Origin of the sequence: Pseudoduganella sp. R-34 (assembly GCF_049904655.1) — a bacterium.
Taxonomy (GTDB): Bacteria; Pseudomonadota; Gammaproteobacteria; order Burkholderiales; family Burkholderiaceae_D; genus Rugamonas.
In genome coordinates, this window is the sequence record NZ_CP184572.1 from 5,757,862 (window position 1) to 5,781,675 (window position 23,814).

Below are 23,814 nucleotides of genomic sequence, written 5' to 3' on the forward strand. Positions count from 1 at the left end.
TGGACTAGAATCTCCATATGCGCCTGCCCCGCCAATACTGGCTGTTTGCAACGCTAACGCTGTTGGCAGGGACGCCTGTGTGGTCCGCGCAACAAAGTGCCAGCTTCGAAGTCAGGCAGCAGCGCATTGCCAATCCGGCACCCACCGTGCGCGTGCCGCAGGGCGATACGCTGGTGCTCGAATTACGCAGCGATACAGCGCTCGACCTGCACCTGCATGGCTATGACCGGATGTTGTCGCTCAAGCCCGGCATCCCGGGGCGCCTGCAGCTGCAGGCACAAGCCGCGGGCCGCTTTCCCCTTGCGGCGCATGGCAAGGGGCACCACCACGCGCCGGCGCTGCTTTACGTGGAAGTCATTCCCAGATGAAGCGCTGGCTGCTGGCAGCCATTCCCCTGCCTGCGCTGGCGCACGGATTCGGCCAGCGCTTCGACCTGCCGCTGCCCTTGTGGATGTTCATGGCAGGCGCCGCGGCCACTGTCGCTGTCACCTTCCTCTTGCTGGCGCGCCAGCGCAATATGCAGCCACGCCCCGTTGGGCAAGCTTTCATTTTGCTTCGAAAAGTGCCCCTGGCTGGCGCGCTCGCGACCAGCCTGCGGCTGGCGGTGCTGGCACTGTACCTTCTCGTGCTGTGCGCCGGGTTTGTCGGCACGCAGAACCCCTTTAAGAATATCGCGCCCGCCATGGTCTGGGCCATTTGGTGGGTCGGCATGGCCTTCGTATCGGCCTTGCTGGGCGACCTGTGGGCGCTGGTCAATCCGCTCAATACCCTTTGCCGCTGGACGCTGGGCGACCGCCCCGGCAAGCTGGCCTGGCCCCAATGGGCAGGCGTGTGGCCGGCCGCCCTGCTATTCCTCGCCTTCGTGAACATGGAATTGAACTGGGAGGGCAGCGAGCAGCCGGCCAGCCTGGCGGCCGCCATGCTGGCTTATTCCTGCCTTTCCTGGCTGGGCATGTTCGTATTCGGGCGACGCACATGGCTGGCGCATGGCGAGGTGTTTGCTGTGGTCTTCGGCTTGCTGGCGCGCTTTGCACCGAACCAGGTGCAGGACGGCCGCTGGCAACTGCGGCCTTTCGGCGCCGGACTACTGCTCGGCGCGCCGCTGGGCTGGTCGCATATCGTGCTGGTGATGCTGATGCTGGCCTCTGTCAGTTTTGATGGCCTGCTGGAGACCCAACTGTGGCTGGATTTGCAAGCCGCCCTGCCATGGCCGCCCGTCCTGCTGCGCGCCGCCACGCTAGGTCTCTTGCCGGCCTTGTTCCTGCTGGCCTATCTTGCCGTATGCCGTGCCATCGCCTGGTGCGGCGGCGGCGCTTCGCTGGCCACGACCGCCGGCTGGTACGTGCTGACGCTGGTGCCGATCGCAATCGCCTACCATTTCGCCCACTACCTGTCCTTCCTGGCGATGGCGGGGCAATACCTGATCCCCCTCGCTTCCGATCCGCTCAACCTGGGGTGGGACCTGTTCGGCACGCGCTTCTACTTCATCCGGCTAGGCATCGTGGATGCGCGCATGGTCTGGTACGTGTCGCTGTTCGCCATCGTGGCGGGGCACGTGGCGGCGGTCTGGCTGGGGCACCAGACTGCCTTGCGCCAGTTCGGCACACGCGCCAGCCGCAGTCAGTTGCCGATGCTGGCGCTGATGGTGTCTTACACCTTGCTGAGCCTCTGGATCATCGCCCAGCCGGTGGTCAACGGCTGAGCATTGGCTCCAGCGTTTGCCACACTTGGCCAGAACTGATGCCGTGCATGCAGTTTTGATGGCCGAGCGGGCATTCGCGCTGGCGGCATGGCGAGCATTCCAGTCGCAGCGAGATCGAGGCGGCCAGGTCGGAGAATGGCGGCGCGTGATCGGGATCGGTCGGACCGTAGATGGCGATCACTGGCCGGTTCAGCGCGGAGGCCACATGCAGCAGCCCGGAGTCGTTGCTGACCACAGCCGCAGAACGTGCGATCAAGGCCACTGCATTGGACAGGCTGGTCTTGCCGGCCAGGCTGACCAGGCCGGCAGGGGCGCCGGCTGCAGCAATGACGTCGTCGCAAGTCGGGCCATCCTTGGGCGAACCGAGGAGCGCAACCTGGGCTTGCGGGTCGCGCGCCAGGATATGCTGCGCCAGCTGGCCGAAATGCGCGGGCGGCCAGCGCTTGGCGCCCCCGAACTCGGCGCCGGGTGCAAACACCACCAGCGGTCGCGCCGGGTCCAGGCCGACCTTGGCGCAGGCCGCGGCCATTTGCTCGCTGCTGGCGGCCATGCGCGGCTTGGGCATGCCGCTGCGCAGCGGCGCTCCCGGCGCGTCGGCCAGGGCGGCGTAGAACGGCACCATCGGCCTCGGCGGCGTGTCGTCATGGTGCATCACGTTGATCAAGCCATAACGGCTTTCTCCCTTGTAGCCGACGCGGCGCGGAATGCCGGCCAGCCAGGGGATCAGGGCGTACTTCAGGGTATTGGGCAGGATATAGGCGTCAGCGTAGCCGCGCTGGCGCAGCAGGCGCGCATAGCGCCAGCGCTCCTTCAACTGCAGTGCGCCATGGCGGAACGGCGTTTCCAGCACTTCGGCCACTTCCGGCATCTGGCGCCAGACCGGCGACACGGCCGGCGGCGCCAGCACGTCGATCGGGCGCTCCGGGTGCAGCGCTTTCAGGCGCTGCAGCAGCGGCTGCGCCATCACGGCATCGCCGATCCAGTTGGGAGAAATCACCAGGGTCCTCACCGGCAGGCCTCCTGTCCGGCGCAATTCGAATCGTGCATCCGGCACTGGTATACTGGCGGATTGGCATCCGCCAGCAGGACGGCATTTCTTCTTAATCTTTTGGCATCCATGCAACTAGCTTCAACCATCTCGTTAATTATCACCACATACAATCGTCCGGACGCCCTGACGGCCGTGGTGGAGGCCTGTTTTGCGCAGGACGATCAAGATTTCGAGATCATTATCGCCGATGACGGATCGACCAACAACACGCGGGATACCGTGGCCGCCTTGCAGGCGCGCTCCCCGGTGCCGCTGAAGCACGTGTGGCAGGAAGATATCGGTTTTCGCGCGGCGCGCGCGCGCAACCTGGGCATTCTTGCAGCGCAAGGCGAATACATCGTCTTCATCGACGGCGACTGCGTGCCGCAGAAGAACTTCATCTCCAGCCACCGCCGCCTGGCCAGGCGCGGCCATGTGGTGACGGGCAGCCGCGTGCTGCTTAGCGAAACCTATACGCGTCGACTGCTGGAGCAGCACCTCGACATCCAGCGCCTTGGCCCCTTGGAGAAACTCAAGCTGTACCTGACCGGCGGCGCCAATAAATTCCTGCAGACGATACTGACCTTGCCGGACGTGGGGCGTGAAAGCAAACACTTTACCTGGCGCCGTATCAAGAGCTGCAATATGGCGGCATGGCGCAGCGACCTTGACCTGGTGAACGGCTTCGACGAGAGCTTCACCGGCTGGGGCCACGAAGATTCCGACCTGGTGCTGCGCCTGTTCAACGCGGGCGTGATGCGCAAGAGCGGGGCCTTTGCCACCGAGGTCTATCACCTGTGGCACCGCGAAGCGAAACGCGACCAGGAATCAAGCAACCGCTCGGCGGTGCTGCAGCGGGCAATCGACAAGACCACGCAAGCCGTGGCCGGCCTGCGCGAGCTGCGCGCCAGCGCAACTTAAGCACGCAATTTAGTCGCGTAGCGCGACGCGCACCAGGTCGGCCACGTTATCCACGCCCAGCTTGGCCATCAGGCGCGCCTTGTGGACTTCCACGGTGCGCACGCTGATGTTCAGCTGGGGGGCGATCTCCCGGTTATGGCGTCCCATCACCACCAACTCGAACACTTCGCGCTCACGCGGAGTCAGCTCGGCCAGCAACTGGTCGCGCTGCTGGCGGCGGTCGTGGTCCTGGCGCTGGCGCAACTGCATCGAGAACGCTTCCTCGATGGCCGCAATCAGCTTGTCGTCGTCGAACGGCTTTTCCAGGAAATCGACGGCGCGCGCCTTGAAGGCTTCGCGCGCCGAGCTGACGTCGCCATGGCCGGTCACGATAATCACCGGCAGCAGGCAGTTCATCTCGTTGAGCTTGCGCTGCAAGGCCAGGCCGTCCATGCCGGCCATGCGGATGTCGGCCACCAGGCAGCCGGCCCATTCGGGCAGCCAGGCCTGCAGGAAGGCTTCGGCACTGGCAAAAACGGCGGTGCGATAACCGCGCACGCCCAGCAGCAGGCCAAGGGCATCGCGCAGCGACGGATCATCGTCGACAATGAAAACGGTAAGGTTTGACAAGGCTATTCTCCAGAGTCCAGCGCCGGCAGTATAAAACGAAAGATGCCGTGACCGGCAACTTCTGCCCATAAAGTCCCGCCGTGCGCCTCCACGATGGAGCGGCTCAGCACCAGCCCCAGTCCCATGCCGCTGGCCTTGGTCGATACAAAAGGCTCGAACAGGCGCCCGGCCGCCTGCTGCGTCAGGCCGTCGCCGCTGTCTTCCACCGTGAAGCGCAGCTTGCCGCCGACGTTTTCCGCCATGAGCCGGATGCTGCGCTGTCCTGCGGGACGCATGCGCACCGCATCCAGGGCATTGGCCAGCAGGTTGCGCAAGACCAGCTCCACCTGCAGGCGGTCGACCTGCACCGCCAGCGCCGGCGCCTCGGCGACCGTGACTTGCACCCCATGTTCGGCGAATTGCGGGCCAAACTGCTGCACGATGCCCGCCTGCAGGGCCGCCGCACTGACGGTCTCGAGCTGCATGGCGCCGGTGCGGAAGAAGTCGCGCAGGCGGCGCACCACTTCCGCCGCGCGCGCCGATTCATTGATCATCTGGCCGATGGCGTTCTTCAGCAGGTCGCCCGCCTCGCCGCGCGCCAGCAGGTGCTCGCAGGCCTTGCCGTACACCGCCAGCGCCGTCATCGGTTGGTTCAGCTCATGTGCCAGCGCGGCCGCCATTTCGCCGGCCGCAGCCAGGCGCAGGGTTTGCTTGAGTTCTTCCGCCACCTGGCGCCGTTCGTCGACCACGATGCCGATGAAGAAGCCCACCAGCGCCAGCACGGCATCGAGCACCTGCAGCTCGGTCACGGTGATGTTGTTGGCATGGTTGCCCCTGACCAGGGCCACGATAGCCAGCTGCAGCACGAACACCACCAGGGCCGCGCCATGCACGCCCTGGCGCGAAGCGGCCCAGATCAGCGGCAGGAACAGGAAATAGAAATGCTTGAATTCGGCCGTCATGATGTAGCCGAACACCGCCCACAGCACGAAGATCGCCAGCGCCAGGTAGCCCAGGGTTTCCGGCTTCCAGGTGGCTTCGCCCAAGCGCGCCCGGTCCTGCGGGTTGGCCAGTTTCCACAGCAGCGGCATGCTGACCACGACGCCCACCATGTCGCCGAAGCCGAAGCGCCATACCGCGCGCAGCCAGTCGTCCCACGGCACCAGCCCAAGCCAAGCCAGCAGGCTGATATGGCCGACTGCATTCAGCATGGTGCCGGCTGCAACCATCAGCAGCCAGCGATAGAAGCTGGAGCGCGAACTGAAGATGGCGCCGCCGCCCAGCGCCCGGCGCAGGGCTTCTCCCAGCAGGCCGTAGCCGCACAGCAACCACGCAGCCGTGAGCAGGGTGCCTGCCGGGCCGCCGGGCAGGCCGCGCACCAGGACATCGCCCGCCACCAGGGCCATGAACCACGGCAGCGCGGCGCGCCGCCCATACACCAGCCAGAACACCAGGCCCAGTGCCGTGTCAGGGTTCCACGGCGTGATGTTCAGCCCCAGCAGCGGCTCGACATAGGTAATCCAGTCGAACAGCAGGTAGGTCAGGACAAAACCGGCGGCCGGCAGCAAGAACGGAAAACGCATAAGGCAATTCGCGGGCTTCAGGGAAGTATGTTGATCCAGGTTAATTTTACTGCTTTGCGCTGGCCATGCCGGCAATCTTGCATGGCCACAGCCAGGCAAGCGGAGTAGAATCAAAGCGTTACGCCAGCCTGTGCGTAGGACTAGTTGAAGGGAGATGAAGATGCGCCTGGATATCTATCGTCGTGCCGAACATGACGGCATTTTTTCCTATCTCGCCGTGCCCGAGGGCAAACCCATCCCACAGGAAGCCATCAACACCGACTGGCTGCCAGCCGAGCAATCGCTGGAGGTCGATGATGATGTGCAAGTCCTGCCTGACTACCACATCGACCGGCTGACCCAGCAGATGGGCAGCAAAGGCTACGCCATTACTGCGCTGAAAGACATGTAATTGAAAGTCGGGGTCAGGTCTGGCAATCGGACATTTCGCAAGCGAAATGTCCGATTGCCAGACCTGACCCCGACTTTCAATCGAACAGCTCGTCAAGGCCGGCGGGACGCGTTCCCGCCTGCGGCTTGGCGCGCCCTTTGCGGCCGGTGAATTCTTCTTCGATGTTGTCGCGGTAGAAGCTCCACGCGCTACCCGAGGTGGACAGGCGTTGCCAGACGTCGCGGCCCACGCCTTCGTAATCGATGGCGCTGCCGTCGTCGAACTCGACGCGCAGCATGCGCGCGCGCTCGTCATAGCCAATGGCGCGCAGCTTGCCTGCGTTAATGCGTTTCATGTCCATCTCATCGCTCCTTCACAACTGCTTCTCCTGCCTGCGTACTGCGCGCGCGACCAACTCCCTCGCCTCGGCAAACAGGCCCGGCTGCGCCGCCACGCAATGGGCACGCTCGGCGGCAATGCGCTGCCGGTCATGCTCCAGGTTCTGCAAGGTCAGCGCCATGCCGAAACCATTGTCCGGTGCATCGGCCAGCATGCGCCGCATCATCTCTTCACCCAGCGCCGGCTTCTGGTGCCCGGCCTCCCAATACCATTGCGTCGTGCCCTTTTCGCCCGGTCCCGGAATCGCCTCGCAATTGAATTCGCCGAACCCGCTGAAGTCATGCACCGCGATGTGCGCCTGCGGATAGCGGGCGCGCGCAGCCTCTGCCTCTTCCAGCACGATACGCTTCCATTCCTCGAAACGCGGCCACATGCCGCTTGCTTCGAATAGCGCCAGCATCTGCGCATGGTAAGCGTACACCATCAGGCGCAGGTCGACGCCCGGATTATCGCTGGCCGCGGCATCGACCAGGGCGCGCAATTCCGCCCGCAGCCCTTCGCGATCCAGGCCTCCCGGCGCTTTCCTCACCAGCGAAGCCGCACTCTCTTCCGCGCGCTGGCGGAAGATCTTGTAATAGCCGTCGTAGCGCGCAAACTTGACGTACTGGTTCAGCGGATTCAAGCCGCGCTCGGTCATGGTCTCGGCTTCGCGGTCGCCCTGCATCGTAAAGGTAGTCGCAGCGTCGCGCAAGGCGGCAAGCGAGAACAGGCTCTCCACGCGCCAGCCCAGTTTTCCCGCCCCTGCCACAGGCACCCGGCGCGCTCCGCCACGCTGGCCCGGCGCCAGCAAGGCATCATGGAAATCGACGCCTGCAATCACGCGCGAAGGCCTGATGCCGAAACTGCGCAAATACTGCAACTGCCCGGCCGCCACCATGGTGCCGGTTCCCGCCAGCCCGAGGTTGTAGGCGCTTCCTCCCAGCAGCGGGCTGTCCGGGTCAAAGCCGACTTCCACCCGCGAATTGCCGAGCAGGAACTGGGTGGCCCCCAGGCGCTGGGCAATGGACAATTTGATCTCGTTGCGGAAGTGCTGCGGCACCGGCTTTTCGGCATTCAGGCCCGGCTCGCGCACCAGGCCATACAGGCCGTAGGGGTCGGCCAGCACGACCACGCCGGCCACCAGCACGAGGCCCGCTAGCATGGCCAGGCCAAGCTTGCTCAGGTAACGATGGTGCGAGGCATTGGACATGGTCAGAACTGGAAATAAAGGAACTCGCTCGGCCGCGAAAGGGCCAGCAAGCAAAACACCGCCAGCATGCCGGTCACCAGCGCCGGACGCGGCGCCGGCAGCCAGGCCAGGCGCGCTGGCGCCGTGGTGCCGTCGTGGTCCAGGGCCGGCTCGAAGCGATGCATGATTTGCTGCGTATTCGGCGCCAGGAAGGCCACCAGCGCGGCAACCGTCACCCAGCACCAGGTTTCGATGAACTGGGTAGCACCGCCCAGCGTCCACTTGATTCCCAGGGCGGCCAGCGCCTCGTGCAGGTTCCCCAGGCGGGCGCCGATTGCATCGGGCAACGCCACGCCGTACTGGCCGGACATGCCAGCCACGATGCGCATGGCGGAAGGCAGGTCTGCCGCGCGGAAGAACACCCAGGCATAGGCCACGGCGATGAAGGTCAGGGCCCAGGCCGCGACAGCGCCTGCCCTGCCGCCGCCCTGCCAGCCAAGGCGTGCCTTGAGTGCATGCCAGGCGTGCGCCAATACCAGGTAGGCCCCATGCAGCCCGCCCCACAGCACGAAATTCCAGCTTGCCCCATGCCACAGGCCGCCCAGCACCATGGTCAACATCAGGTTTGCCTTGGCACGCACGGCGCCGTGGCGATTGCCGCCGAGCGGGATGTACAGGTAGTCGCGCAGGAAGCGCGACAAGGTGATATGCCAGCGCCGCCAGAAATCCACGATGTTGAGCGCCTTGTAGGGCGAGTTGAAATTCAGCGGCAAATGCACGCCGAACATGCGCGACAGGCCGATCGCCATGTCCGAATAGCCGGAGAAATCGAAATAGAGCTGGAAGGTATATGCCAGCACGCCGCCCCATGCCAACAGCAGCGTGGGCTCGCCGGGCGCCGCAAACAGGGCGTTGGCATAGGGCGCCAGCGTATCGGCCAACAGCGTTTTCTTGGCCAGGCCAAGGATGAAAATGGTGGCGCCGACCGAGAAGTTCTCTGCCCGCGGCAAGGCATTCCGCGGATCGGCAAACTGCGGCATCATTTCCTTATGGTGCAGCACCGGCCCGGCCACCAGGTGCGGGAAGTAGGTAACGAACAGCAGATAGTGGATGAAGCGCCCTTCCTGCACAAAACCGCGCGCCGTGTCGACCAGGAAGGCGACCTGGGTGAAGGTGAAGAACGATATGCCGATCGGCAGCACCACTTGCAGCAGGTCTGCATGCTGGCCGGTCAGGCTGGTGTAGAAAAAGTTGGCGTACTTGTAGTAGCCGAGCAGCAGCAGGTTGGCCGCGACGGCGCCGCCAAGCCACCAGCGGCGTGCCCGGCCCTGCGCCCGGCGAATCAGCTGCGCGCAGCCGTAGTTGGCGACGATGGAGCCAAGCAGCAGCGGTACATAGCGCACGTCCCACCAGCCGTAGAAAAACAGCGAGGCCAGCGCCAGCCACGCCACGCCCCACTCCGGATGGCGGCGCGCGAGCAGGAAGTAGCCGGCCAGGGCGAGCGGCAGGAAACCCAGCAGGAAGCTGAAAGAGTTGAACAACATGATCGGCAGGCCACCATGCGAATGGTTGGGTACTACCGGATTATGTTGAGATATTAATAACGCCGTCGCACGATACCGCTGAGCTGCGCCGGCGTTCCGCGCACCGGGTTAATACTCGATTGCAACTTCCTGTGCCCCCAGGCCCTGCTCCAGCGCAATTTTCAGCGCATCCGACGGCGCCACGCGCCAGTCGTCGCCAAGCTGCAACACGCAGTCGATGCCTTGCGGCCGGACGCGCATCGACACCGGCAAACCGTATTCGTCGCGGTGCGGGCCGAGGATCTCGGCCAGCTTGGCGGTCGGCACGGCCTTCGGCAACGCCAGGCCGATCTGGCGGCCAAACTGGATGCGGGCGGCGGTGATGTTGTACACCTTTTCCGCCGAAATGCGCAAGCCGCCGGAGAAGCGGTCTTCCGACACCTTGCCCGTGACGCACAGGAATTCGTCTTCCTTGAACATATGCTTGTTCGGCTCGAAGACTTCGTTATAGACGGTGACTTCGACCACGGCGGTCTTGTCGTCCAGCGTGACGATCAGCAGCTTGCCGCGCTGGGTCATCTGGGTGCGGATGCCGGAAATCACGCCGCACATCATGCGCGGTTCGCGCGACGGCTCGAGTTCGGACAGCTTGGTGCGCGCAAAGCGGCGCGCTTCCTGCTGGTAGGAGTCGAACATGTGGCCGGACAGGTAGTAGCCCAGCGCGATCTTTTCTTCCGCCAGCTTTTCGCGGTCGGTCCACGGCGTGGCCGCCACGTAATCGGGCGGCGCCACCAGGTCGGAATCGTCGCCGCCGAACAGGCTGACCTGGTTAGCCGACTTGGCTTCCTGGTCGGCATATTCCATGGCGAAGCCCACGGAGGCAAACAGCACCGCGCGGTCGACGCCGAAGCAATCGAAGGCGCCGGAGCGGATCAGCGCTTCCACCGTGCGGCGGTTGATCTGCTTCTTGTCCACGCGCTTGCAGAAGTCGAACAGGCTGGTGAACGGGCCGCCTGCTTCGCGCGCGGCGATGATCGCTTCGATCGCGTTCTGGCCGGCGCCCTTCACGCCGCCCATGCCGTAGCGGATCTTGGTTGCCTTCTTGCCCGGCTCGCCGTCCGGGCGGAAGCGGTAGGAGGACTGGTTCACGTCCGGCGGCAGGATGGTCAGGCCGCACACGTCGATCGAGTCCTCGACCAGGATCTTGACCTTCTCCGTGTCGTCCATGGCCAGCGACATGTTGGCTGCCATGAACGCTGCGGTGTGGTGATGCTTGAGGTAGGCCGTGTGGTAGGACAGCAGCGCATAGGCAGCCGCGTGCGACTTGTTGAAGCCGTAGCCCGCGAACTTTTCCATCAAGTCGAAGATCTCGTCGGCTTTTTCGACGGTCAGCCCGCCCTCTTGCGCGCCCTTGCGGAAGATCTCGCGGTGCTCCGCCATCTCCTCGGCCTTTTTCTTACCCATGGCACGGCGCAGCATGTCCGCGCCGCCCAGCGAGTAGCCGCCGATGATCTGCGCCATCTGCATCACCTGTTCCTGGTAAACCATGATGCCGTAGGTTTCGGACAGGATGCCCTCGGTGCGAGGGTCGGGGTAATCGAATTTTTCGCCGTGCTTGCGCTTGCAGAAGTCCGGGATCAGGTCCATCGGCCCCGGACGGTACAGCGCCACCAGCGCGATAATGTCTTCGAAGCGGTCGGGACGCGCGTCTTTCAGCATGCCCTGCATGCCGCGCGATTCAAGCTGGAACACGGCGACGGTTTTCGCCTTGGTCAAGAGCTCATAAGTCGGGCGGTCGTTCAGAGGCAGCTTGGCCAGGTCGAAGTCCTTGGTGCCTTCCGGATCGAGGTCCTTGATGTAGTTGACCGCGCGGTCGAGGATGGTCAGCGTGGTCAGGCCCAAAAAGTCGAACTTCACCAGGCCGACGGCTTCCACGTCGTCCTTGTCGTACTGCGACACCACGCCGGCATCGCCGCCCTGGGTGTACAGCGGACAGAAGTCCGTCAACTTGCCCGGCGCGATCAGCACGCCACCGGCGTGCATGCCGATGTTACGGGTAATGCCTTCCACCTGCTGCGCCAGGTCGAGCAGCTGGCGCACTTCCTCTTCGTTCTCCTGTCGCTCTTTCAGCAGCGGTTCTTCCTCGATCGCCTCGGCAATCGAAACCGGCTTGCCCGGCTTGAACGGAATCAGCTTCGACACGCCGTCGCAGAACATATAGCCGAAGTCCATCACGCGGCCCACGTCGCGGATTGCGCCTTTCGCCGCCATGGTACCGAAGGTAGCGATCTGCGACACCGCCTCGCGGCCGTACAGGTCCTTCACGTGCTGGATCACCAGTTCGCGCTTCTCCTGGCAGAAGTCAATATCGAAGTCGGGCATCGATACCCGTTCCGGATTCAGGAAGCGCTCGAACAGCAGGTTGTACTTCAGCGGATCCAGGTCGGTAATCTTCAATGCATACGCCACCAGCGAGCCTGCGCCGGAGCCGCGGCCCGGGCCGATCGGCACGCCGTTGTTCTTGCCCCACTGGATAAACTCCGCAACGATCAGGAAGTAGCCCGGGAACTTCATCTTGATGATGGTGTCGTTCTCGAACTTCAGGCGCGCCTCGTAGCGCGGGCGCTCCTTCTCGCGCTTCTCGGGATCGGGGAACAGCTGGACCAGGCGCTCCTCCAGGCCCTTCTGCGTTTCCGCCACCAGGAATTCGTCGATCGACATGCCCGGCGTCGGGAAGTTCGGCAGCTGCGGCTTGCCCAGGGTCAGCGTCACATTGCAGCGCTTGGCGATTTCCACCGAGTTTTGCAGCGCGGCCGGCAGGTCGTGGAACAGTTCCGCCATTTCGGCCTGCGTGAGGAAGCGCATCTGCTCGTTGAAACGCTTGACGCGCTTGGCATTGGCCAGCATCTCGCCTTCCGCGATACAGACGCGCGCTTCGTGGGCGATGAATTCATCCTTCGACAGGAACTGCACCGGGTGCGTCGCCACGACAGGCAAGCCAAGCTTGGCCGCCAGCGCGACGGACTGGCGCACCTGCACCTCCTGGTTGGCCTGGCCGGCACGCTGGATCTCGACGTAGAAATGGCCGTTCGGGAAGATTTCCGCCCATTTGCGGGCATTGGCCTCGGCCAGGTCAAGATTGCCGTTTTCGATGGCCTGGCCGATGTCGCCAAAGTGCGCGCCGGACAGCGCGATCAGCGCATTGGCGCCGCTCTCGCCGGGCAGCAGCGGGTATTCCTTGTTGGCGCGGTCGCGCAGCCACTCGGTACGGATCTCGGCGCGGCCCTTGTACTGGTTGTTCAACCACGCTTCCGACAACAGTTCGCACAGCTGCAGGTAGCCCATGCGGTTCTTCGCGAACAGCATGATGCGATGCGGCTTGTCGCGGTTCTCGTCGTTGGTGATCCAGGCGTCGACGCCTACAATGGGCTTGATGCCCTTGCCGCGCGCCGACTTGTAGAAGCGCACCATGGCGAACATGTTCGCCAGGTCGGTGATGGCCAGCGCGCCCTGCTTGTCCTTGACCGCCGCCTTGATCATGTCATCGATGCGCACCAGGCCATCGACAATCGAGTACTCGGTATGCACGCGCAGGTGGACGAATTGCGGTCCCACCGGGGCTGCGGCTGGCGTGGCGTCTACTGGCTGGTCGATTGTTTCAATGCTCATGGGGCGGGCGGATTTCAAGTCGAATATCCCCCTATTTTAACGCCTGAGCTGCCTCTACCGCTATTCGTAGACGGTGCCGCCGGCCGCGCGCATGGCCGCAGCCAACTGGCGGTCAAAAGTTGCCAACGCAGCGCCTGAGCGCATGGCTAGTTCCAGATAAGCGGCATCGTAAACGGTAAGGCCTGAGATTCTTGCACGCGCCAGTGCCTGGTGTTTAGTTGATGACAAAGACACATCTTCAGTCTTGATTGGCAAGGCATCGAGCAAATTCAAAAATTCGTCGACATGGGCCATCGTGAGACAGCCGCGCCTTTCTGCCACAAGCAAACCGTTCGCAATTTCGAGATGCCAAATCGCTGGAACCAGGATGTCTGCCGTCCCAAACGCCATTCGAAGCTTTCGCGCGCAATCGCGCTCAGCAGGGTCAAAGCGTTCAAAGCGCCACGCCATTGCCATTGACGCATCCAGGACCAGCTTCATTCTCGACCTTGCCGGATCCAGTTTCGAATTTCATCATCGCTGACGCCTTTGACCAACTCCAGTCTCCCAAGAGCGTCGACTGTCTCCTTGACATCGCGTTGCTCGCCCATACGCGACGGAACGAGGTCGGCAACCGGTTTTCCACGCACAGAAATGGTAAAACTTTCCCCCTCACCCACACTTCTTAGCAGCTCGGAAAACCTTGCCTTGGCATCAAATGCCCCTATCCTCTTGAACATAAGACCCCCAACGAACTAGCCTGTTGACTAGTTCAGTATAGGACGCGCGATAATTGCTTACAAATGAGGCCGCTGCTTCCGCGTGGCACGGCTAGAATCACCCTTACCAATCCCCCTTGGAGAGAAAGATGAAAATTGTTGCTGCTGCCCTGCTGATGACTGCCTCGCTGGCGGCCTATGCGGAAGAACCTGAGCAGTTGGCCAAATCGAAGAGCTGCTTCGCCTGCCACGCCATGGCCAAGAAGCTGGTGGGACCGTCGTTCAAGGATGTCGCGGCCAAGTACAAGAACGACAAGGGTGCTGAAGACAAGCTGATCCTGAAGGTGCTGCAGGGCGGTTCCGGCACCTGGGGCGCGGTGCCGATGCCGCCCAACCAGGTGACCGATGCCGAAGCTCACCAGCTGGTGCGCTGGGTCCTGGCGCAGAAGTAAGCGCTAACCGGAGCGCCCGCCTCACGCAGGCTTGCGAAGGCGGAAGGTGTTCTTGCTGATCAGGTGATCGCCGTTCGCGCGGCGACGCCTTGCTCGGATGCCATGTCGTAGAACGCCATAATGTCGCGCGCCGGCTGCCTATTATTTGGGCATTCCGCCGAGTGCGGCTATAATGTCGGCTGTTCCGGATTCAATCGATTACCAATCCCATGCAAGCAACCATTGAAAACGCGCCTGCAACGCCCGGCGCGGCACCAGCCGTTTACGTCAACATCGCGGCCTACAAATTCATCACGCTCGACAAGCTGGACGAGCTGCGCCCGCAATACCAGGACATCTGCGCCCGCCTGGGCCTGAAGGGCACCATCCTGCTGACCCCGGAAGGCATCAATATGTTCCTGTCCGGCACCCGCGCCAATATCGACGAGTACCTGGCCTGGGTGCGCAGCGACGCCCGCCTGGCGGACCTGGAAGTGAAAGAGAGCCTGTCGGCCGAGCAGTCGCACCGCCGCATGCTGGTGCGCATCAAGAAAGAAATCATCACCATGCGCCATCCGCTGATCCGTCCGGAAGACGGCCGCGCACCGCATGTGAAAGCCAAAGACCTGAAGCGCTGGCTCGACCAGGGTCACGACGACAACGGCAAGCCGGTCGTGATGGTCGAAACCCGCAACGACTATGAAGTGGACGTCGGCACCTTCAACAACACGGTCGACTACCGCCTGACCAAGTTCACCGAGTTCCCGGAGATCATCGAGAAGCACAAGGCCGACTTCGAAGGCAAGACCGTGGTGACCTTCTGCACCGGCGGCATCCGCTGCGAGAAAGCCGCGATCCACATGCAGAACATCGGCTACGACAATGTCTACCAGCTCGAAGGCGGTATCCTGAAGTATTTCGAGGAAGTGGGCGGCGCCCACTACACCGGCGATTGCTTCGTGTTCGACTACCGCACTGCGCTGAACCCGCAGCTCGAGCCAACCGAAACCAAGCAGTGCTTCGCTTGCCGCGCGGTGGTTACCCCGCGCCAGCAACTGGCGCCGGAATACGTGCCGGGGGTGTCGTGCCCTGCCTGCTTCGGCAAGCATTAAACGAGTGTCAGACCCTGCGGGTCTGACACTGCCTTGCCGGTTTTCCTGGGAGAGTGGGCGGCGCGTTCGAAAACCGGTAAACCGGTGTCTGACCCTCAGGGTCAGACACCATCGTCCAGCAAGCAATAAAAACAAAGGGCCCGTTCGACGGGCCCTTTTCTTTGCTGCCGATGGCGGCTTAGCCTTTCGGCAGGCCGCCCAGCAAGGCGGCGATCTTCTGCTTCGGCTTGGCCGGTGCGGCCGGCGCGGCGGCGGCAGGCGCGCCGTTGCTGCGGGTCGGCTCATACGGTTTCAGGAACCATGGGTCGACCTTCTCGCGGCGAGGTGGTGGTGCGCCTTCGCGGCGTTCGCCACTGCGCGGCGCGCGGTCGCTCTGGGTGCGGTCGCGGCGGCGGTCGCCATGGCGCTCATCGCTGCGGAAGCCGCCCGGTACGAAGCCTTCCAGCGTGCCGCGCGGGACGGTCTGCTTGATCAGCTTTTCGATGTCGGCCAGCAGGCGTTCATCCTTGTCCGAGTAGATCGAGATCGCGTCGCCCGAGGCGCCGGCGCGGCCGGTACGGCCGATGCGGTGCACATAATCTTCCGCGTTATACGGCAGGTCGAAGTTGATGACGCAAGGCAGGTCGGAAATGTCCAGGCCGCGTGCCGCCACGTCGGTAGCCACCAGCACGTCGATCTCGCCTTTCTTGAAGGCTTCCAGCGCCTGCATGCGTTCCTGCTGCGTCTTGTCGCCGTGGATGGCGGCCGCCTTCATGCCCTCGGTCACCAGGCCGCGCGCCAGGCGCGAGGCGCCGATCTTGGTATTGGAGAACACGATGACCTGCTTCAGCTCGCGCTGGCGCAGGATGTGGGCGACCGCGTCGCGCTTGTGGTCTTCGTTGACCTTATAGACTACCTGGGTCACCTTGTCGGCGGTAGCGTTGGAGCGCGCCACCTCGATGGTGATCGGATCGGTCAGGAAGCTCGATGCCAGCTTCTTGATCTCCGGCGAGAAGGTGGCCGAGAACATCAGGTTCTGGCGCTTCTTCGGCAGCAGGTTGATGATGCGCTGCAGGTCGGGCAGGAAACCCATGTCCAGCATGCGGTCGGCTTCGTCCATGACCAGCATCTGCACCTGGCCCAGCGAAATATTCTTTTGCTCCACGTGGTCCAGCAGGCGGCCCGGCGTGGCGATCACGATTTCCACGCCGCTGCGCAGCTTTTCAGTCTGCGGCTTCATGTCCATGCCGCCGAAGACCACGGTGGAACGCAGCGGGGTGTGCTTGCAATAGGCAGCCACGTTTTCCGCCACCTGCACCGCCAGCTCGCGGGTCGGCGCCAGCACCAGGGCGCGCACCGGATGGCGCGCCGGGCTCATCGACGTATTCGCATGGGCCAGCAGCAGCTGGATGATCGGCAGGGAAAAACTGGCCGTCTTGCCGGTACCGGTCTGGGCGGCACCCATCACGTCGCGGCCCTGCAGCAGGATCGGGATCGCTTTCGCCTGGATCGGCGTCGGGTGCACATAACCCTGGTCGGTCAGTGCGCGCAGGATTTCCGGCGCCAGGCCGAAATCGGCGAACTTTACTTGCTCAGGGGTGTTCTCAATGTCAGACATACAATTCTTAAGGTTAACAGCGGCCAACCCCGCATGATACCCGAGAACTGTGGTAAAGCGCATGGATTGGGGCAGCGGAGCGGAAATTATTGCTGGGTTGGAAGCTATAATGTCACTAAATGAATGCTACTGACGCCCGCGGCTGGCACCTGAGCCGCTTTATTTTGCTGCTTATCCTGGCAAGCTGCCTGCTCACTGCCATCGCCCAGGCTGCCGCGCCTACCCTGCGCTTTCGCAAGCTCGGGCCGTTAGGCAATGACGAACCTTCAATGTTATCGCTGCTGCAAGACCAGCGCGGCTTCATGTGGATCGGCACCCAATCGAACGGCCTGTACCGCTACGATGGCTACCGTGTCACCAAGTACCGCAGCAAAGCCGGCAACCCGCGCGCCCTGCCGCATGACCGCGTTGCGGCGCTGTTTGAAGATGGCCAGGGCCGTTTGTGGGCCGGCACCCAGGACGGCCTGGCGCGCTTCAACCCGGCCAGCAACGATTTCACGACTTTCTTGCCGGTCAACGCGCCCAATAACGGCCGCATCATCCGCGCCATCGTGTCCGATGGAAAAGGCGGCATGTGGCTGGCCACCTGGGGCGGCCTGCAGCACTTTGACCCCGGCAGCGGCACCTTCACCGTTCATGTGCACGATCCGGCGCGCCCGGGCAGCCTGGGCGGCAACGACCTGAATGCACTGGCGGTCGATAGCAAGGGCGGCGTCTGGGCCGCCACCTGGCCAGGCGGCCTGGACTACCTGCCTGCCGGGGCCAGCGAGTTTGAACACCGCCGCGTCGACAAGGGCCAGGATCCGAACGCGCGCGCCAACATCGTGCGCGCCCTGCAGTTCGACCGCAACGGCGTGCTGTGGATCGGCACTGAAGGCGGCGTCTGGCGCTGGGACAGCAGCAAGCCGTGGGAAACACGCGACAGCGTGCCAGTGCCCGACAGCCGCGTCACCAGCTTCTATTTCGACCGCGACAATACCTTGTGGGCCACGACCCTGTCGGCCGGCCTGCTGCGCTGGGATGCAACGGCGCAGCGCTTCGACCAGTACAGCCACAACAGCGACGACCCGTATTCTCTGCCGGGCGACAATCTGCGTGCCATGCTGCAGGACCGCGGCGGCATGCTGTGGATCGCCTCGTTTACCGACGGCATTGCCCTGGTTAACCTGAGCAGCAGCGGCTTCACGCGCTACCTGCCGTACCGCCTGGACGGCCGCCATGGCCGCGCCAACAACGCCTTGCTGAGCCTGGAGAATGGCCCGCACGGCACGGTCTGGATCGGCGGCAACCTCGGCATTGGCTTGTTCGACCCCGCCAAGGGCGAAGTGCTGCGGCGCTACCATGCCGACGACCGGCCCGGCTCGATGAACAGCAATATCGTCTACAGCCTGTACCAGCAGCCCGGCGGCCCGCTGTGGGTGGGCACGGCCAACGGCTTGAACCGGCTGGATGCGCTGGACGGCAAGTTCCAGCTGGTCCGCTTCGGCAATACCGCCAGCGACTTCATCAATTCCATCGCACCCGGCAAGGATGGCGTGCTGTGGCTGGGCACGGGCAACAGCCTGGTACGCTACGACACGCTGCGCGACCGCTCCCTGCTGTTCTACCACGACCCGCAAAACCCGGACAGCCGCAGCGTCGGCGGCACCAGCGTGGTGCTGGAAGACAGCAAGGGCCGCGTGTGGATGGGTTCGGAATTCAACGGCGGCGGGCTCGACCTGCTGGACCCGGCCACCGGCAAGTTTCGCCACCTGCGCGCCGGCGGACCGGAAGGCATGATCGACGATAACGTCACCGCGCTGCACCAGGACGCCGCCGGCCGGCTCTGGATCGGCACCTCGCGCGGCCTGCTGCAGCTGGAAGAGAGCGCTCGCGGCGACTTGCGGCTGCGCTCGCATGCCGCCGCCGTGCAGCACCTGAAGACACTGGCCATCCAGTCCGACGCCAAGGGCAGGATCTGGATCAGCACGCTGGCTGGTCTGTTCCGCCTCAACCCCGGCAATGGCTCGGCCCAGCTCTACACCGTGGCCGACGGCATGACCGACGGTTTCACCACCAATGCCTCGGCGCCGGGCGCGGACGGCAAGCTGTACTTCGGCGGCGTGCACGGCATGACCGGCGTCGAGCCGGAGCAGGTGCGCAGCAACTCGGTGCCGCCGCAGGTGGCCATTACCGATATCAAGCTGTTCAGCCACTCGCTCAGCGAGGGCCGCTTCCGCGACCAGGCCTGGCTGGAAGGCCCGCTGACGGCGCCCACCGGCCTGGTGCTGTCGTCGCAGGCGACCGCCTTCACCATCGAATTCGCGGCCCTGCACTTCACCGAGCCTTCGCAAAACCGCTACGCCTACCAGCTGGAAGGCTTTGACCCCGACTGGCAGGAAACCGATGCCGAACGCCGCGTGGCCACCTATACCAACCTCGACCCGGGCCGCTACGTCTTCCGCGTACGCGCCGCCAACCACCACGGCAGCTGGAGCAAACAGGCCGCCACCTTGGACGTGACTATCACGCCGCCTTTCTGGCAGACCACCTGGTTCCGCCTGGCCGCAGCCGCCGTGATCCTGGGCGGGCTGTGGAGCCTGTACCACTGGCGCATCCGGCGCCTGACACGCCTGCAGGCCGTGCTCGAGCAGCAGGTGGCCGCCCGTACCGCCGAGCTGGAAGACTCCAACCGCAAGCTCGAAGCGCTGAGCCAGACCGACGGCCTGACCGGCGTCAGCAACCGGCGCGGCTTCGACCTGGCGCTGGAAGCGGAATGGCGGCGCGCCCAGCGCACCGGCCAGCCGCTGGCGCTATCGATGCTGGATGTGGACTACTTCAAGAAATACAATGACCGCTATGGGCACCTGGCCGGCGATGCCACGCTGCGCGCAGTGGCGCGCGTGATCACCGAGCATGGGCGGCGCAGCTCGGACCTGGTGGCGCGCTACGGCGGTGAAGAATTCGCGCTGCTGTCGGTAGCCACCCCGGGCGCCGATGCGATCGGCGTGGCGCAGACCATCTGCGCCGAACTGGCGCGGCTGCAGCTTCCGCACGACGCCTCGCCGTTCGGCCTGGTGACCATCAGTATCGGCGTGGCGGTGCTGGTGCCGACCGAAAACAGCCGCCCCGAGCAACTGGTACGCCTGGCCGACGAAGCGCTCTACCGCGCCAAGCAGCGCGGCCGCAACCAGGCCTTGCTGGCAATGGAAGAATGATGGACGACACTGAAGCACCTGCCGACGACCCCAAGCCGCAACCGCCGGCCGAACCCGGCCCCGACGACTGCTGCCACAGCGGCTGCACCTGGTGCGTGCTCGACCTCTACTACGACGACCTGGAGCGCTACCGCATCGCCCTTGCCGCCTGGGAAGCTCGCCAAAAGCAAGTCGGGGTCAGGTCTGGCAATCCGCCATAAAGCGCACATTCGTGCGCTTTATGGCGGATTGCCAGACCTGACCCCGACTTTCATGTTCGTGACTTAACGGAAGGCTGCTCCTGCTCCCGCTAGCATCGGGGGCATGGAACAGCAGAGCCAATCATGGCTGGACAAGCTCGGCCCGGGCCTGGTATCGGGGGCTGCCGACGATGATCCCAGCGGCATCGCCACCTATTCCCAGGCCGGAGCGCAATTCGGCCTGGGCATGCTGTGGCTTGGGCTGTTCACCTATCCGCTGATGGTCGGCATCCAGGAAACCAGCGCGCGCATCGGCCGCACCAGCGGGCGCGGGCTGGCTGCCAATATGCGCCGCTGCTTCCCGGCCTGGCTGCTGTACTGCATGGTCAGCCTGCTGCTGCTTGCCAACACCATCAATATTGCGGCCGACCTGGCCGCCATGGGTGACGCGCTGCACCTGGTGGCGGGCGGCAAAGCGCAGTGGCATGCCCTGGCTTTCGGCTTGCTGTCGGTAGCGCTGCAGGTCTTCATCCCCTACCAGCGCTACGCGCGCCTGCTAAAATGGCTGACGCTGGCCCTGCTGGCCTATGCCGCCACGGTGCTGGTGATCGACGTGCCCTGGCGCGAGGTGGCCAAGCGCACCTTCTCGCCGCACATCCAGTGGAACAAGGAATACCTGACCACCATGGTGGCGGTGTTCGGCACCACCATCAGCCCCTACCTGTTCTTCTGGCAGGCCGCGCAGGAAGTGGAAGAACTGCAGGCAGACCCGGAGGCCGAACCGCTCAAGCGCGCGCCGCGCCAGGTGCGCCCGCAACTGCGCCGCATCAAGCTCGATACCGCTATCGGCATGGGCTTTTCCAACCTCGTGGCATGGTCGATCATGCTGACCACCGCGGTCACGCTGCATGCGCACGGCATCTTCCACGTCGGCTCGTCAGCCCAGGCCGCGGCGGCGCTGCGGCCGATTGCGGGCGAGCTGGCGTTTGCGCTGTTCGGGCTGGGCATCATCGGCACCGGCCTGCTGGCGATTCCTGTGCTGGCCGGGTCGGCGGCCTACGCCATGGCCGGTGCGTTCAACTGGCGCAGCAGCCTGGAACTGGAACCGCTGGCCGCGCGCAAGTTCTACGCCATCATTACCGCCGCCACGCTGGCCGGCGTCTGCATTGGCTTCTTGCCGATGGACCCGATGCGCGCGCTGTTCTGGAGCGCGGTGGTCAACGGCGTGGTGGCGGTGCCGGTCATGGTGGTGACCATGCTGCTGTCGACCCGGCGCGGGGTGATGGGCGAGGTGGTCCTGTCGCGCCGCCTGCGCGTGCTGGGGTGGTCCTGTACAACAGTGATGGCCCTGGCCGTTTTGGCCATGTTCGCCAGCATGGTAAGCTAGCGGACATGGACAAACGACACTTCCTGCTGGCCCTTGCGGCCGCAATGACCCTCCCTGCCCTGCCAGCGCTGGCCGCCGAGCCTCGCCCATTCCCGCCCAACGCCAAGCGCGGCAAGATTACCTTCGGCTATGCGCCGGACATCGTTGTCGACGGCAAGCCGCGCCAGCTTTCGCCAGCTGCACGCATCTTCAGCGATGAAAACCTGACCGTGGTGCCGAGCGCGCTGGCCGATGCGACCTTCATCGTCAACTACACGGAAGACATGAACGGCAATCTCAACCTGGTCTGGATCCTGACTTCGGAAGAAGCGCGCCTGCCGGCAGCCAGCGCGCGCTGAGACCGGGTCGCGACGCCCGGAGGCGCGCCATGGCACGACCGCACCTGTTGCTAGTGTTTTGCAGCGCCCTCGCTGCGGCGCCGGCTGGCGCCGATACCATCGTCAAGGCCTACAACAGTTATCGCGGGCCGCCCTACATCGACGGCAAAAGCGGCCTGGCGCCCGACCTGGTGCGCTATGTGAACCGCAAGCTCGAAGGCCGCTATACGCTGCAACTGGTGTCGTTGCAACGCCGCCAGCTCAACCAGCTGATGGAGGCATCCGGCGGCTTCGACGGGGTGGCGCTGTTCCTCTCGCCGGCCTTCATCGGCGACGTGCCGCGCAAGCGCTTTCACTGGAGTCCGCCCTTCCTGGACGACAGCAATGTCATCGTGTCGCGCATCGACAATCCTGTGCTCTACCACGGCGCGGCTTCGCTGGTCGGCCTGCGCTTTGCCGGCATTTACGGCAACCGTTATCCCGGCATCGACGAATACGCCGGCAAGAGCCTGACGCGCAGCAATGCGCCCGATGCCATGAGCAACCTGCGCAAGCTGGCGGCGGGACAGGCCGATTTCACGGTGATGCCGCTGAGTGCTTTCCGTTACCTGCGGCGCCAGATGGACAGGGAAAAGCTGCCCCTGGGGCAGTTGCATGTGGGCGACAAGCCCTTCAGCCAGTTCGGCCGCCATTTCGTGCTGGCGCGCGATGCCGGGGCGCTGGCGGCGGAGCTGGACAAGATCGCTGCCGCCATGCCCTGCGATCGCGCGTGGCGCCGCATCGCGCTGCGCTACCACTTTACCGTCGCCGACGCCGACGCTTGCCGCTGAAGCGGGCAGCGGCGCGGAAGGCAAGCAGCAACACCAGGCTCATGCCGCACAGGGCTTGCAGCGTCGGCTTGTGCGCGGAATCATCGACCGTTTCGTACTTGCTGCCCGACAGGACGTTATTGACCAGGGCCGGATCGACGTCCAGCATCATGCTGCCAAGGTTGGCCAATATAAGTTGCTGATTTTAAATGCAGCGTTTTTTCATCTGTAAAGAATTCCGACAGGCTCAGGACTTGAGCAGGCTGTCGATGAAGGCTTGCACCGCACTCGTATAGCCGCTGTCGGCGCCAAGCTGCAGGTTGATGTCGCGATGGCTCTTCGCCTGCTCCAGCACTTCGGCGCGGCTGCCGCTGGCGTGCAGCCGTTGCGCAAAATCGTGGGCCTGGCGGCAGGAGCTGTCGCGCTGGCTGGAGCACACCAGCAGCATCGGCTGCGCGCCCGTTTGCAGCGCGTGGGCCGGCGATACCTTGCGCCAGAAGGCCGGATCGCTGCCGAATGCTTCGTCGTACAAGCGCGGGTGGCGCTGTTCCATGATCTGCGGCACATCCAGCGCACCGCTGTCGAGGGCAATGGTGCCGAGCCAGCTGCTGCCGGGCGCCAGCGAAGGCTGGGCCGACAACAGCGCCACCAGGTGCGCCCCGGCTGAATGGCCCATCAGGATGAAGCGGCGCGCATCGCCGCCCCAGCTGGCGGCCTTGTCCTGGGCCGTGGCCAGCGCCAGCGCCACGTCCCGCGCCTGCAGCAGCGGATCGGCATCGGGCAGCATGCGGTAGTTGATCGAAATGACCAGGTAGCCGCGCCCCGTGAAATACGGCACCTTGTTCTCCACCACGGCCGTTTCGGCCTTACCGCCGATGCGCCAGCCGCCGCCGTGCACCATGAAAATGACGGGGGCCCTGGACGCTGCCTGCGCAGGGAGGTAGACGTCGAAACGCTGGCGGGGATCGCTGCCGTAGGGGATGTCGCGCAAGGCTTTGCCGGGGGCGGCGTCATGCGCAGTGCGGGACGCCTGGCGTTCCAGCAGCCGGTCGCGCAAGGGGCCGGCGCCGGCTGCAAGGGTGGTGGCGCCCAGCACGATGGCCAGGACGCCGGCGGGGATTCGGTGCCGCATGC

At 64.4% G+C, this 23,814-nt stretch carries 23 protein-coding genes; 11 read left to right on the forward strand and 12 right to left on the reverse strand.

Translation table 11 applies throughout. The features are described from left to right. The first annotated feature begins 17 nt into the window (after window positions 1-17). Both ACN9MW_RS26460 and ACN9MW_RS26465 read left to right on the forward strand, forming a co-directional pair. Window positions 18-368, forward strand: coding sequence for a hypothetical protein (locus ACN9MW_RS26460; protein WP_426164484.1), 351 nt, complete (start codon window positions 18-20; stop codon window positions 366-368). Continuing rightward, window positions 365-1,702 carry a hypothetical protein gene (locus ACN9MW_RS26465; protein ID WP_426164487.1) on the forward strand — a complete coding sequence of 446 codons (1,338 nt, stop codon included), beginning with the start codon at window positions 365-367 and terminating at the stop codon, window positions 1,700-1,702. The genes ACN9MW_RS26460 and ACN9MW_RS26465 overlap by 4 nt, the downstream gene beginning before the upstream one ends. Here the strand turns inward: ACN9MW_RS26465 and waaF are convergent. Next, window positions 1,692-2,666, reverse strand: coding sequence for a lipopolysaccharide heptosyltransferase II (gene waaF, locus ACN9MW_RS26470; RefSeq protein ID WP_426172305.1), 975 nt, complete (start codon window positions 2,664-2,666; stop codon window positions 1,692-1,694). The genes ACN9MW_RS26465 and waaF overlap by 11 nt on opposite strands. A gap of 153 nt (window positions 2,667-2,819) precedes the next feature. Between waaF and ACN9MW_RS26475 the strand changes: the two genes are divergently transcribed. Then, window positions 2,820-3,653, forward strand: a complete 834-nt coding sequence (locus ACN9MW_RS26475) for a glycosyltransferase family 2 protein (RefSeq protein ID WP_426164490.1) — start codon at window positions 2,820-2,822, stop codon at window positions 3,651-3,653. A gap of 9 nt (window positions 3,654-3,662) precedes the next feature. On the opposite strand, the gene ACN9MW_RS26480 is transcribed toward ACN9MW_RS26475, so the two are convergent. Together ACN9MW_RS26480 and ACN9MW_RS26485 are read right to left on the reverse strand one after the other, a co-directional pair. Next, entirely contained in the window at window positions 3,663-4,262 is a 600-nt protein-coding gene (locus ACN9MW_RS26480; RefSeq protein ID WP_426164492.1) for a response regulator transcription factor, read from the reverse strand. A 2-nt stretch (window positions 4,263-4,264) separates the two neighbouring features. After that, on the reverse strand, window positions 4,265-5,824 hold the full coding sequence (locus ACN9MW_RS26485) for an ATP-binding protein (RefSeq protein ID WP_426164494.1): 1,560 nt from the start codon (window positions 5,822-5,824) through the stop codon (window positions 4,265-4,267). A gap of 160 nt (window positions 5,825-5,984) precedes the next feature. Between ACN9MW_RS26485 and ACN9MW_RS26490 the strand changes: the two genes are divergently transcribed. Next, window positions 5,985-6,215: a DUF6139 family protein gene (locus ACN9MW_RS26490; protein ID WP_426172307.1), complete on the forward strand. Its 231-nt coding sequence runs from the start codon at window positions 5,985-5,987 to the stop codon at window positions 6,213-6,215. Between the two features lie 76 nt (window positions 6,216-6,291). Here ACN9MW_RS26490 and ACN9MW_RS26495 read toward each other — a convergent pair whose 3' ends face one another. The 6 genes from ACN9MW_RS26495 to ACN9MW_RS26520 all read right to left on the reverse strand — a co-directional run bounded on the left by ACN9MW_RS26495 (window position 6,292) and on the right by ACN9MW_RS26520 (window position 13,672). Further along, window positions 6,292-6,549, reverse strand: a complete 258-nt coding sequence (locus ACN9MW_RS26495) for a KTSC domain-containing protein (RefSeq protein ID WP_426164496.1) — start codon at window positions 6,547-6,549, stop codon at window positions 6,292-6,294. A gap of 18 nt (window positions 6,550-6,567) precedes the next feature. Next, the gene (locus ACN9MW_RS26500) at window positions 6,568-7,782 is read right to left on the reverse strand and encodes a hypothetical protein (RefSeq protein ID WP_426164498.1); all 1,215 of its coding nucleotides are present in this window, start codon (window positions 7,780-7,782) and stop codon (window positions 6,568-6,570) included. A gap of 2 nt (window positions 7,783-7,784) precedes the next feature. Further along, window positions 7,785-9,305, reverse strand: a complete 1,521-nt coding sequence (locus tag ACN9MW_RS26505; RefSeq protein ID WP_426164500.1) for an MBOAT family O-acyltransferase — start codon at window positions 9,303-9,305, stop codon at window positions 7,785-7,787. Between the two features lie 108 nt (window positions 9,306-9,413). After that, on the reverse strand, window positions 9,414-12,953 hold the full coding sequence (dnaE, locus tag ACN9MW_RS26510; protein ID WP_426164502.1) for a DNA polymerase III subunit alpha: 3,540 nt from the start codon (window positions 12,951-12,953) through the stop codon (window positions 9,414-9,416). Between the two features lie 60 nt (window positions 12,954-13,013). After that, window positions 13,014-13,433 (reverse strand): type II toxin-antitoxin system VapC family toxin, encoded by a 420-nt coding sequence (locus ACN9MW_RS26515; protein ID WP_426164504.1) that lies wholly within the window; start codon window positions 13,431-13,433, stop codon window positions 13,014-13,016. Beyond that, complete coding sequence (locus ACN9MW_RS26520) at window positions 13,430-13,672, reverse strand: type II toxin-antitoxin system Phd/YefM family antitoxin (protein WP_426164506.1); 243 nt, start codon at window positions 13,670-13,672, stop codon at window positions 13,430-13,432. The genes ACN9MW_RS26515 and ACN9MW_RS26520 overlap by 4 nt, the downstream gene beginning before the upstream one ends. A gap of 128 nt (window positions 13,673-13,800) precedes the next feature. Between ACN9MW_RS26520 and ACN9MW_RS26525 the strand changes: the two genes are divergently transcribed. Together ACN9MW_RS26525 and ACN9MW_RS26530 are read left to right on the forward strand one after the other, a co-directional pair. After that, entirely contained in the window at window positions 13,801-14,103 is a 303-nt protein-coding gene (locus ACN9MW_RS26525) for a c-type cytochrome (RefSeq protein ID WP_426164509.1), read from the forward strand. A gap of 209 nt (window positions 14,104-14,312) precedes the next feature. Continuing rightward, window positions 14,313-15,194 (forward strand): sulfurtransferase, encoded by an 882-nt coding sequence (locus ACN9MW_RS26530; protein ID WP_426164512.1) that lies wholly within the window; start codon window positions 14,313-14,315, stop codon window positions 15,192-15,194. Window positions 15,195-15,372: 178 nt separating this feature from the next. Here the strand turns inward: ACN9MW_RS26530 and ACN9MW_RS26535 are convergent, their stop codons facing one another. Further along, complete coding sequence (locus ACN9MW_RS26535; protein WP_426164515.1) at window positions 15,373-16,791, reverse strand: DEAD/DEAH box helicase; 1,419 nt, start codon at window positions 16,789-16,791, stop codon at window positions 15,373-15,375. A gap of 119 nt (window positions 16,792-16,910) precedes the next feature. On the opposite strand from ACN9MW_RS26535, the gene ACN9MW_RS26540 reads away from it, so the two are divergent. The 5 genes from ACN9MW_RS26540 (at window position 16,911) to ACN9MW_RS26560 (ending at window position 22,701) form a co-directional block, all read left to right on the forward strand. After that, window positions 16,911-19,988: a diguanylate cyclase gene (locus ACN9MW_RS26540; RefSeq protein ID WP_426164518.1), complete on the forward strand. Its 3,078-nt coding sequence runs from the start codon at window positions 16,911-16,913 to the stop codon at window positions 19,986-19,988. Beyond that, entirely contained in the window at window positions 19,985-20,188 is a 204-nt protein-coding gene (locus ACN9MW_RS26545) for an oxidoreductase-like domain-containing protein (protein ID WP_426164521.1), read from the forward strand. The genes ACN9MW_RS26540 and ACN9MW_RS26545 overlap by 4 nt, the downstream gene beginning before the upstream one ends. Window positions 20,189-20,291: 103 nt before the next feature. Then, window positions 20,292-21,554, forward strand: a complete 1,263-nt coding sequence (locus tag ACN9MW_RS26550) for an NRAMP family divalent metal transporter (RefSeq protein ID WP_426164524.1) — start codon at window positions 20,292-20,294, stop codon at window positions 21,552-21,554. Between the two features lie 5 nt (window positions 21,555-21,559). Continuing rightward, window positions 21,560-21,892 carry a hypothetical protein gene (locus ACN9MW_RS26555; protein ID WP_426164526.1) on the forward strand — a complete coding sequence of 111 codons (333 nt, stop codon included), beginning with the start codon at window positions 21,560-21,562 and terminating at the stop codon, window positions 21,890-21,892. 29 nt (window positions 21,893-21,921) lie between these two features. Further along, a complete protein-coding gene (locus tag ACN9MW_RS26560) occupies window positions 21,922-22,701 on the forward strand; it encodes a substrate-binding periplasmic protein (protein WP_426164528.1) in 780 nt (259 codons plus the stop codon). Here ACN9MW_RS26560 and ACN9MW_RS26565 read toward each other — a convergent pair. Next, window positions 22,670-22,870 (reverse strand): hypothetical protein, encoded by a 201-nt coding sequence (locus ACN9MW_RS26565; protein ID WP_426164530.1) that lies wholly within the window; start codon window positions 22,868-22,870, stop codon window positions 22,670-22,672. The genes ACN9MW_RS26560 and ACN9MW_RS26565 overlap by 32 nt on opposite strands. A gap of 57 nt (window positions 22,871-22,927) precedes the next feature. Further along, on the reverse strand, window positions 22,928-23,812 hold the full coding sequence (locus ACN9MW_RS26570; RefSeq protein ID WP_426164533.1) for an alpha/beta hydrolase: 885 nt from the start codon (window positions 23,810-23,812) through the stop codon (window positions 22,928-22,930). Window positions 23,813-23,814 lie beyond the last annotated feature (2 nt).

Bases quoted from the DNA above. Each gene is read 5' to 3' on its own strand.
- ACN9MW_RS26530 (WP_426164512.1), top strand. From the start codon at position 14,313: ATGCAAGCAACCATTGAAAACGCGCCTGCAACGCCCGGCGCGGCACCA.
- ACN9MW_RS26560 (WP_426164528.1), top strand. From the start codon at position 21,922: ATGGCACGACCGCACCTGTTGCTAGTGTTTTGCAGCGCCCTCGCTGCG.
- ACN9MW_RS26555 (WP_426164526.1), top strand. From the start codon at position 21,560: ATGGACAAACGACACTTCCTGCTGGCCCTTGCGGCCGCAATGACCCTC.
- ACN9MW_RS26465 (WP_426164487.1), top strand. From the start codon at position 365: ATGAAGCGCTGGCTGCTGGCAGCCATTCCCCTGCCTGCGCTGGCGCAC.
- ACN9MW_RS26520 (WP_426164506.1), bottom strand. From the start codon at position 13,672: ATGTTCAAGAGGATAGGGGCATTTGATGCCAAGGCAAGGTTTTCCGAG.
- ACN9MW_RS26535 (WP_426164515.1), bottom strand. From the start codon at position 16,791: ATGTCTGACATTGAGAACACCCCTGAGCAAGTAAAGTTCGCCGATTTC.
- ACN9MW_RS26495 (WP_426164496.1), bottom strand. From the start codon at position 6,549: ATGAAACGCATTAACGCAGGCAAGCTGCGCGCCATTGGCTATGACGAG.
- dnaE (WP_426164502.1), bottom strand. From the start codon at position 12,953: ATGAGCATTGAAACAATCGACCAGCCAGTAGACGCCACGCCAGCCGCA.
- waaF (WP_426172305.1), bottom strand. From the start codon at position 2,666: ATGGCGCAGCCGCTGCTGCAGCGCCTGAAAGCGCTGCACCCGGAGCGC.
- ACN9MW_RS26500 (WP_426164498.1), bottom strand. From the start codon at position 7,782: ATGTCCAATGCCTCGCACCATCGTTACCTGAGCAAGCTTGGCCTGGCC.
- ACN9MW_RS26550 (WP_426164524.1), top strand. From the start codon at position 20,292: ATGGAACAGCAGAGCCAATCATGGCTGGACAAGCTCGGCCCGGGCCTG.
- ACN9MW_RS26525 (WP_426164509.1), top strand. From the start codon at position 13,801: ATGAAAATTGTTGCTGCTGCCCTGCTGATGACTGCCTCGCTGGCGGCC.
- ACN9MW_RS26460 (WP_426164484.1), top strand. From the start codon at position 18: ATGCGCCTGCCCCGCCAATACTGGCTGTTTGCAACGCTAACGCTGTTG.
- ACN9MW_RS26570 (WP_426164533.1), bottom strand. From the start codon at position 23,812: ATGCGGCACCGAATCCCCGCCGGCGTCCTGGCCATCGTGCTGGGCGCC.
- ACN9MW_RS26545 (WP_426164521.1), top strand. From the start codon at position 19,985: ATGATGGACGACACTGAAGCACCTGCCGACGACCCCAAGCCGCAACCG.
- ACN9MW_RS26485 (WP_426164494.1), bottom strand. From the start codon at position 5,824: ATGCGTTTTCCGTTCTTGCTGCCGGCCGCCGGTTTTGTCCTGACCTAC.
- ACN9MW_RS26490 (WP_426172307.1), top strand. From the start codon at position 5,985: ATGCGCCTGGATATCTATCGTCGTGCCGAACATGACGGCATTTTTTCC.
- ACN9MW_RS26540 (WP_426164518.1), top strand. From the start codon at position 16,911: ATGAATGCTACTGACGCCCGCGGCTGGCACCTGAGCCGCTTTATTTTG.
- ACN9MW_RS26505 (WP_426164500.1), bottom strand. From the start codon at position 9,305: ATGTTGTTCAACTCTTTCAGCTTCCTGCTGGGTTTCCTGCCGCTCGCC.
- ACN9MW_RS26475 (WP_426164490.1), top strand. From the start codon at position 2,820: ATGCAACTAGCTTCAACCATCTCGTTAATTATCACCACATACAATCGT.
- ACN9MW_RS26515 (WP_426164504.1), bottom strand. From the start codon at position 13,433: ATGAAGCTGGTCCTGGATGCGTCAATGGCAATGGCGTGGCGCTTTGAA.